General features: G+C 45.9%; 8 protein-coding genes. 2 read left to right on the top strand and 6 right to left on the bottom strand.

All coding sequences use genetic code 11. The features are described 5' to 3' along the window. On the bottom strand, positions 1 to 541 hold a 541-nt coding region (locus BIZ37_RS28310), incomplete at its 3' end, for a glutathione peroxidase (RefSeq protein ID WP_370577943.1). A gap of 270 nt (positions 542 to 811) precedes the next feature. Here BIZ37_RS28310 and BIZ37_RS28305 point away from each other — a divergent pair. Then, positions 812 to 1,177 (top strand): hypothetical protein, encoded by a 366-nt coding sequence (locus tag BIZ37_RS28305; RefSeq protein ID WP_107297980.1) that lies wholly within the window; start codon positions 812 to 814, stop codon positions 1,175 to 1,177. A gap of 93 nt (positions 1,178 to 1,270) precedes the next feature. On the opposite strand, the gene BIZ37_RS28300 is transcribed toward BIZ37_RS28305, so the two are convergent. Together BIZ37_RS28300 and BIZ37_RS28295 are read right to left on the bottom strand one after the other, a co-directional pair. Further along, a complete protein-coding gene (locus BIZ37_RS28300; RefSeq protein WP_187464380.1) occupies positions 1,271 to 2,164 on the bottom strand; it encodes a homocysteine S-methyltransferase family protein in 894 nt (297 codons plus the stop codon). Positions 2,165 to 2,339: 175 nt separating this feature from the next. Next, positions 2,340 to 3,248 carry a S1/P1 nuclease gene (locus tag BIZ37_RS28295; RefSeq protein ID WP_187464379.1) on the bottom strand — a complete coding sequence of 303 codons (909 nt, stop codon included), beginning with the start codon at positions 3,246 to 3,248 and terminating at the stop codon, positions 2,340 to 2,342. 200 nt (positions 3,249 to 3,448) lie between these two features. Here BIZ37_RS28295 and BIZ37_RS28290 point away from each other — a divergent pair, with 200 nt between their 5' ends. After that, on the top strand, positions 3,449 to 4,369 hold the full coding sequence (locus tag BIZ37_RS28290) for a LysR family transcriptional regulator (protein WP_187464378.1): 921 nt from the start codon (positions 3,449 to 3,451) through the stop codon (positions 4,367 to 4,369). Positions 4,370 to 4,445: 76 nt separating this feature from the next. Here the strand turns inward: BIZ37_RS28290 and BIZ37_RS28285 are convergent, their stop codons facing one another. From BIZ37_RS28285 to BIZ37_RS28275, 3 genes are all read right to left on the bottom strand, one after another. Continuing rightward, positions 4,446 to 5,615, bottom strand: coding sequence for a DUF3179 domain-containing (seleno)protein (locus BIZ37_RS28285; RefSeq protein ID WP_187464377.1), 1,170 nt, complete (start codon positions 5,613 to 5,615; stop codon positions 4,446 to 4,448). 229 nt (positions 5,616 to 5,844) lie between these two features. Then, a complete protein-coding gene (locus BIZ37_RS28280) occupies positions 5,845 to 6,654 on the bottom strand; it encodes a bifunctional 5,10-methylenetetrahydrofolate dehydrogenase/5,10-methenyltetrahydrofolate cyclohydrolase (protein WP_187464376.1) in 810 nt (269 codons plus the stop codon). Positions 6,655 to 6,767: 113 nt separating this feature from the next. Continuing rightward, entirely contained in the window at positions 6,768 to 8,054 is a 1,287-nt protein-coding gene (locus tag BIZ37_RS28275; protein ID WP_187464375.1) for an OFA family MFS transporter, read from the bottom strand. Positions 8,055 to 8,180 lie beyond the last annotated feature (126 nt).

Below are 8,180 nucleotides of genomic sequence, written 5' to 3'. Positions count from 1 at the left end.
ATGCTTTTTCTATTGCATCTATCATTACAGTATCGGTTGGATTCGTTCTGCTTGAGAAAACAGCAACCACCTCACCTTGCCTGTCGATAATATATTTATAAAAATTCCATTTTGGCGTAATTCCCGTTTCATTAGCTAAATGTTTAAATACAGGGTTGGCATTGTTTCCTTTAATATTTGTCCTTTCAACCATAGGGAAAGTCACCCCATAATCGAGATAGCAGACCTTGGCCGTATTCTCTTCACTACCACGGTCTTGGTTAAAGTCATTGGAAGGGAAGCCAATCACAGAGAAGCCTTTATCCTTGTAGTTTTGGTAAACGGCCTCAAGTTGTTCGAACTGCGGTGTAAAGCCACACTGGCTGGCCGTATTGACCACAACAAGTACCTGCCCTGCAAATTGATCGCACAGTTTGACTGATTCGGTAGAGTTCAGCTTATTAAACTGCTGATCAAACCAAGCACCGCATTCCGTCTGTGCGCTTAACTGTGCTTCTGCTTTTATCGATGGTGTATACAAAGCAGCAGTGGTAGAAATTATGCCCAAGAAACAAGCTACAACCGATTGGCGGTAAGTTTGACCAACAAGTTGTTTCTGCTCTATGCAATGGCTTCGACTCATAACTCGCTCCAAAATCTCGCTGATGGAAATGTGGCAATAAAACATATATTTGAGTACGCCACTTTCCCAACGCATGATCACCACCTGCTCGTTAATTAATCATATACCCTACAATCCCTTTAACCATACCGCGACCTCCATTACACTTGCCTTGTTAAAAATGCAGTAACACGCCGAAGGACAGTTCGAATGCCACAAGTAAACATTGTTCCAAACCCTCAAATTGCCATCATCTTCAAAGGTTGGGCAGAAGACTGGGCCAAAGAAGGTCAGACTAACCAAAAAGACATGGCCAACAAGTTCCACACCGTTTACCGAATTGCGGCAGACATGTTTATCAAGGGCGGTGAAGTCGATATGGAGTTTTTGTCGGCACTGTTCGAAGACTGTAAGCAGAAGCTTGAAAATGCCCAGGCAATGAACGCCAAGGTTAAGGCTGCCCTAAACGAAGATGACGAGCGAGCACAGGCAATCATCCAAAAGATCACCCACACCGCGCAAGATGCTGCCCATGTAGTTCGCTACCTTGGCCAGCTATTGAAACCATCAAACTAGCCTGTTGGTTGAATGCAAAAAGCGATACCTGCAAAGTTGCGGGTATCGCTTTTCAATGACTCAAACAAGGATGATGATGACTCCATCATCAGATCAGTTAAGTGAATCTCTCCACTTAACCAGTGCATAGATGTGCTCTGGACCAATACCACAGCAGCCGCCTATGACTGTGGCTCCTGCTTCTCGCCAACGCTTAGCGAATTCAAGATAATCTTCAGGGGATAGTTCTCGCATCGCTTGCAAGGTGTCGTTAGCCTGATGATCTGACTTTATCGGGGTAAAGTTATTTGCATAAGCGCCAAGATCAAGCTCTTGCCCGTGTTCAGCCATGACAGACCTAGCCTCTTTAATCGCCTGCTCCATCGCTTCTGGCACTGAACAATTAAACAAAATGCCTGCGCCACCAGCTTTGCATACACGTTCAGCGGCGAGTTTTACCGGCTCGCCAGAACGCAACCTGGCCTCCCCTTCACCATCATCAAGGGTGAAAGCGTAGTAACAAGGCTTGTGGGTTTGAGCCAATACCTTTTGGATTGCCGCTAACTCTTCAAGGCTAGAAATAGTCTCAGCTATCCAAAGATCAGCATACGGATCTTGCGCTTTGAAAAGGGAAGTAAATATATCAAGAGCTTCATCAGGCTTGAATAAGTCTGGCCGGTAGCTGCCGAATGCTGGCGGGATGCACCCTGCAACGAGCACATCCTTCCCGCATTCTTGTACTGCAGATTTGGCAATCGCTGCAGCCTCGCCGGCTAAACGTGGACCATCAGATACATACAACTCCTCGCCTAAGTGAAAAGGAACGCAGGCATAACTGTTGGCAATAATAATTTCAGCCCCACTCTCGATAAAACGTTGGTGGGCCTGAAAGACATGCTCTGGTGATTCGATAAGTGCCTGAGCACTCCATAAAGGCTGAGAAAATGGCGCGCCAATACGTTTGAGCTCCCTGCCCATTCCGCCATCAAGTATGGTTAGTTTCTTCATTGTCAGCCCTATACAACTTAGCTATTTGTTGTATTGAACCATAATATCAACCAAATGTGTTTTAAAACTTCTTCACAACGCCCATGAGAAAGCCACAACGTACATAAAAAATCCGAGTAAGCCTCTTGAGCGCACTCGGATTCATGACATCAATCTACCAACAGAAACACTGATGCTATTTACTGCTCTGTGTGTAAGCGATATTGAGTTCATCCGCCAATCGATAACCCGCTTGGGTTAGTCGTTGTTTTACCAGTTCAGTTCCTTTCTGGTAATACTCCTCGGACGGCTTGGTGTCTTTCTCGACACTATAACCAAAGTCGGCTAACGCATAGCTTTCCTTGACCCACAAATCAACGTCAGCCACTTCACCCAGCGCCATATTGCCTTTCGGGAAGTCTTGCTGCAGCGAGGCGGCAAAGTCGTGGATATTATGCTTCGCATCCAGCATCCCCATGCCACTATCCCACAAGTGGTGAAGGTCTTTCTGCGGTACATCCAAAGTATGTTTATTGGCACCTAGGTCGGTTACACATGCATTTTGGCTCAAGCTCTGGGAGATGGAGTGCATTGGCTGGTGTGAGTCGCCAGCTACATGGCTCATGAACATTAAGCTCGCTGCTTGCGGATCATGCTTGAAGTCTTCGAACAGGTAACTTGTCACTAACTTGATATTCGGAGTGTGGACAAAATCGCATTGGCTGCTGGCTGGATAAGTTTGGTTTATGTAATGCCATGCACCGGTTTCTTTCTCTTCCCACTGATTCAGTGATGCAGGAATTGTCTCGCCCATTTGCTGCCAAACCTGCTCAGCCGGCACTTTGCGGATCAGATCCGGTACCATCGCTAATTTGGCAAACTGACTCGCGCCTTCAAAGCTGTCCATTTTCTGCTGAACATCTTTTGGCATCGACTGGTAAGCCTTACCGGCAAGCTCATCCACTTGCACTTTCACCGCTTCATCCAAATTCTGGTAGGCAATTTCCGCCACAGTAACATGACCTTGATAGTTCCAAGCCATGGCTGAAGTCGGTGCTAGCGCCAACGCTGCCATTGCAGAGGCAACAAGAGTGATATTTTTCATAGCTGACCACATTTACATTTTGTTACATTCGGCGCTACTTTGCTCTTCTGAAAAGTGATGGTCAAGGAAATATCCCTAGTAAGCATCTAATTGAGCACGTAATCGATTAACCCGGGTTAAAACGCTCACTTATCACACAAACCGTTCTAACCAACATCAGCTAGGATTGATGGAGAAATACATGTGCCAACGGGTATTGAATGCAGTTAGATAATTTCGATTTAAACCTTTTGAAAGTTTTGGTTGTGCTTTTACAGGAGAAAAACACCAGCAAGGCCGCCGAACGGCTGGGGATCAGCCAGCCAGCTGTGAGCCGTGCACTGGTTAAAATTCGTAGCCATTTTGATGATCCCCTTTTTATCCGGCAGCCTAGGGGACTAAAGCTAACGCCCAAAGCACAAGGGTTAGAGCAAGAGTTACCCAAGGTTTTGTCACAGCTCGCCAGTACGCTACAAGGTGAAGATTTCAAACCTAGTGACCTAACCGGCACATTTAGAATTGCGCTCCATAGTTACCTGTCTGAAAGTCACGGCTATGCCATTTTTCAAGCCCTGACCAAAGATGCGCCTGAGCTTGATATAGAAATCCATAATTACAGTGCCGCCACGGTAAACCAACTGATCACCCAAGAGCTGGATGCCGGACTAAGCTTCTACCCGACCGGTGTCCCAAAGGCTCTCAGGCAAGTCCCAATCGCTGAAACGTTAATTGGAGCGATATGTAAACACAGCCACGAACTGGCAGGAAAAACTGTCCCTATTGCCTCTATGCTGAACTACCCGATAACCGGCTTGATTTTGCCTGATTTGAATAACCAGTACATGCTGATCCAGCAATTGTTTCCTGAAGGAACAGTTCTTAAGCCCAAACTAAGAAGTCAATATCTCAATAACGTGTTGAGATATATCAACGAAAATAATGCGGTTTGTATCTGTCCGAAAACATCACTAGCTAGCCTTTCAGCAGACGATTTCTCTTTTATCGAGTTTGCGGGATTGGAAGAAACGTTGACGATGAAAATCTCCTTGACTTTCAACAACAACCAATTCCGAAGTGCCAAATATCTATGGCTTGAAAAATTGGTAAGGTCGGTATTTGAAGAATCAACTAACACCCAGTAGCCCATTGTTCCCTTCGACAAAAAAGGAAGTACACAGTACTCCCTTTTCATCGCCTTTCTTATGAATGCCCTTCTCTTCAGCTCATCAATTTAGATTCTGGGAACCAATGTGACCATACCATCCAAAATACGCCGTTTTTTGTCGGTACTTGGTCTAACCGTCCCCACTCAGAGTCGGTTTCACCTTTGAAATTAATCTCGCTAAACGCCACCCGTTGGCCATCTTTCTCCAAACTGAATATATTCACGATGTCGTATTCACTGCTATACACCATGACATAGGGCTTACCGGCCATTTCAAACTCATACACTGGTTTTTGTATGGCAAAGTCATGAGTAAAAGCAATTTGCTCGCCGGCGTAATCAAATCCCCACACCTGCTCTTTGGCATTCAACCTGTCATCTGCTAAATCCAACGTCGGGAAAATAGGCCCCCGCTCGGGGTCGAACTGCTTTTGCATCGGTTTATCAAACGCTTTGACGAGCAACTTATCCATCCAACGTTCATAAGGGTAAATGAAGACCTCTGCATCAGGGTAAATCTCCTGGAATGCCTCCCATGTCATCATGGTATTTGGATATTGTTGGATGTTTGACTCACCAAATTCGGTCTCCATCGTGATTTGCTGGATAAGATCCCCTGAGTTACGGTCGACCATCACAAGGTTATTGTGCGTTTGGATAAGGATACCGAGATCTGACTTTTCACCATGACCGATATCTTGGTCGATAACCACAGGTAGGTTACTCAAGGCACAAAAGGTCAATGCTACATCTTTGCCGCCAATATTGTCTCCAGCGATATGAGGTATTTCCATGTACTGGCGCGGATAACCACGAACATCACCATTGATCTCTACTGCATAGATAATATCTTCTTTGCGCAGCTGGTTATTGGCCTCAGCAACCGTCACATAAACCGCATCGGTTTGCTTAGGTGGGAACAGCAAACTCAGTAGGAAGTTAGCCGTGATAATACTGACCAATACCCCTTTGGTTGCCCAGCGCATTTTCCGATTCGTCCACAATCTGGCTTTTGAATGCAGATACCAAAGGTAGCCCAACAGCAACAAGTTGGCTGCAACAAAGTACTCGCTGTACTCATAATACGCTACCGTCCAACTGCGAGGCAGGTCCAAACTCTGCCCTGGCTCGGTCATAACGACAGCAGAAAAGATAGAGAAGAATGCCGTCACTACTGCAACAACGTAAAAATGGAATTTACTTATCTTTCGAGATTGACTCATAAATCGTCTCCAACAGCTTGAAGTGAAGTAATGAGTGCATTCTAAAGGCGGTGAAAAAAGCAGCAATCACGCTACCTGTATCACTGTTATATCATGTTTGGTATATCAACAATTGGGCTATAGCTATTACGTATAGCCTCTACGGGTAGGTGTTATTTCAAAGGCAAGAATAAGAGAATAAAAAAAGCGCCACCCAGGTAGCGCTTTTCGTGTTGAGGCAGAACTCAGTCTATGAGTTAGCTTGGCAAAGCTTAACTGCATTACCCAGCACATTTAGGCAAGTCAGGCGACCTACTCCACCGGGTACCGGCGTAATAGCGGCATCTGACACGATACCATCTTGATGCTTGATATCACCCACCAGTTTGCCATCAATGCGGTTAATACCCACATCAATAATCAGTTGACCTTCGATAAACTGGGAATTATCCAACGTGCCGTGGTGACCCGTTGCGACCACAATGACATCAAACTTATTCCAGTCTACCGCTGCCAGATCTGAGCGGCTATTGAAGCTTGAAACCGTGCTTTGGCGGTTAATCAGTTCAATTGCGAGCGGTTTACCCACGATATTGCTACGACCTAGAATGGCAACTTTCAAACCAGGGAAACTAAACTCCCCACAGTGAAGTTCGATGATATCGATAGCAGCTTGAACAGTACAAGGTAGCACTGGATTCTGGCCTAATACCAACTGACCCAATGCTTCAGAGCCAAACCCATCAACATCGACTGCTGCCGGTAGATCGGGAGCTTCTAAGCCATTTGGTAGAGGCAGTTGGAATAAAATCGGATGATCCGCCTTTGCGGCCAAGCCATCGAGATCTGACTGTGTTGTTCCCTCTTCCGGAAGGACAATGTGATGGCAAGGTAAATCTAGCGCTTCAAACAAGCGGACCTTGTTTCTCACATAGACCTTACTGGCAGGATCATCACCGACAGTAACGATAGTCAGTTGAACGGGAATGCTCTCTGCGTCGATTTTCTCTTTAAGCTCAGCCAGTTTGGCTTCGTAAAGTGTATTGATTACTGCTTTCATACTACTTACTGTTTGTGACGAATCTCTTGTTTATAACCAACTGATTCTACATCAACATTGAGGTAGGACAATTAAAACGTGTTTGGTATCACATAATTGCCCTACCCTGTAGATTATGCAGTCGCTGGCTGTGCTTCCATCGCTTCTTGCTCTTTCGCACGTAGCACTTTAGTGACGTGTGCTTTCATCACAACCGAAATCACCAATGCAACAGACAAGATACCCACGAAGATGTACATAGTCATGGTGTAGCTACCCGTAAGGTTACGAACGAATGCCGCTAGTGAAGAACCAGACAGACCAGCAAGTGCCCATGCAGTTAGAACGTAACCGTGGATAGCGCCTAGCTGCTTAGTACCGAACAGGTCACCAATGTATGCAGGTAGTGTCGAGAAACCACCGCCGTAACATGTCATGATGATGAACACCACAATCTGGAATGCAATTGCGTTCGATAGCGAAGGCAGCATGAAGAATGCAGCGATCTGGATAACGAAGAACAGCATAAATGTATACGGACGCGTCAAGTAATCAGAAGCAGCAGACCATAGTAGACGACCTAGGCCATTTAGCAGACCCATCACACCCACCATAGTGGCCGCTTCCATTGCCGTTAGACCAGCAATTTCCTGAGCCATTGGTGACGCAGCAGAGATAATTGCAATACCACAAGTGATGTTAATGAAGATCATCACCCACAGACCCCAGAACGTTGGTGTACGTACGGCGTCGTTAGCACTTGATTGGTTAAGGTCAGCAGCAGGTTTCTTCGCAGGAGCACCATTTTCTTTGCTTTCAACCATAGATGCTGGCTTCCAACCTTCCGGCGGACGCTCTAGGTACAGGGATGCAGAAAGCATAACAACAAAGTAGGTTGCACCCATGATAAAGAAGGTTGATGACAGGCCAACGGCACTAATCAGCGTCTGGATAACCGGGCTTGCAATCATAGAAGCAAAACCAAAGCCCATGATAGCAAGGCCAGTTGCTAGACCACGGCGGTCTGGGAACCACTTAATCAGGGTTGATACCGGTGTGACATAACCCATACCCAGGCCAATACCAGCCAAAACACCGTAGCTAAAGTACAGCATGTACAAGCTTTCCATCGCAACCGCGATACCTGCACCAGCAATACCAGCACCAAAGAAGGTCGCTGCAATCATACCGGTGAAACGTGGACCTTTTTTCTCAACCACATGGCCCATAACAGCAGCCGATGCGCCCAAGAAGAAAATAGCGATACCAAAGGTCAGGGAGATTTGCTGTAAATCCCAACCAAACGCCTCATGAAGCGGATTAGAGAATACGCTCCACGCATAAACAGAACCGATAGAAATATGAATACCTACCGCCGCGAGTGCAATAAGCCAGCGGTTTTTCACTTGTGCTGTTTTCATTTTTGAGTTACCTAAAATTCGAAGACAGGCATACCCTATATGAAATAGTTTGAGAGAAAAATAAAGGCAAAATAACGCCATCATTTCGAAAAGTTAATGCTGAAATAAAGATTTTCAATGCTATAC

The organism is Photobacterium sp. BZF1 (assembly GCF_014349205.1).
Lineage (GTDB): Bacteria > Pseudomonadota > Gammaproteobacteria > Enterobacterales > Vibrionaceae > Photobacterium.
The sequence above is the reverse complement of the archived record's forward strand: the minus strand, read 5'-3'. Positions and strand labels throughout refer to the sequence as shown.

Coding starts and splice junctions, on each gene's coding strand:
- BIZ37_RS28305 (WP_107297980.1), top strand. CDS start 812: ATGCCACAAGTAAACATTGTTCCAAACCCTCAAATTGCCATCATCTTC.
- BIZ37_RS28300 (WP_187464380.1), bottom strand. CDS start 2,164: ATGAAGAAACTAACCATACTTGATGGCGGAATGGGCAGGGAGCTCAAA.
- BIZ37_RS28295 (WP_187464379.1), bottom strand. CDS start 3,248: ATGAAAAATATCACTCTTGTTGCCTCTGCAATGGCAGCGTTGGCGCTA.
- BIZ37_RS28290 (WP_187464378.1), top strand. CDS start 3,449: ATGCAGTTAGATAATTTCGATTTAAACCTTTTGAAAGTTTTGGTTGTG.
- BIZ37_RS28285 (WP_187464377.1), bottom strand. CDS start 5,615: ATGAGTCAATCTCGAAAGATAAGTAAATTCCATTTTTACGTTGTTGCA.
- BIZ37_RS28280 (WP_187464376.1), bottom strand. CDS start 6,654: ATGAAAGCAGTAATCAATACACTTTACGAAGCCAAACTGGCTGAGCTT.
- BIZ37_RS28275 (WP_187464375.1), bottom strand. CDS start 8,054: ATGAAAACAGCACAAGTGAAAAACCGCTGGCTTATTGCACTCGCGGCG.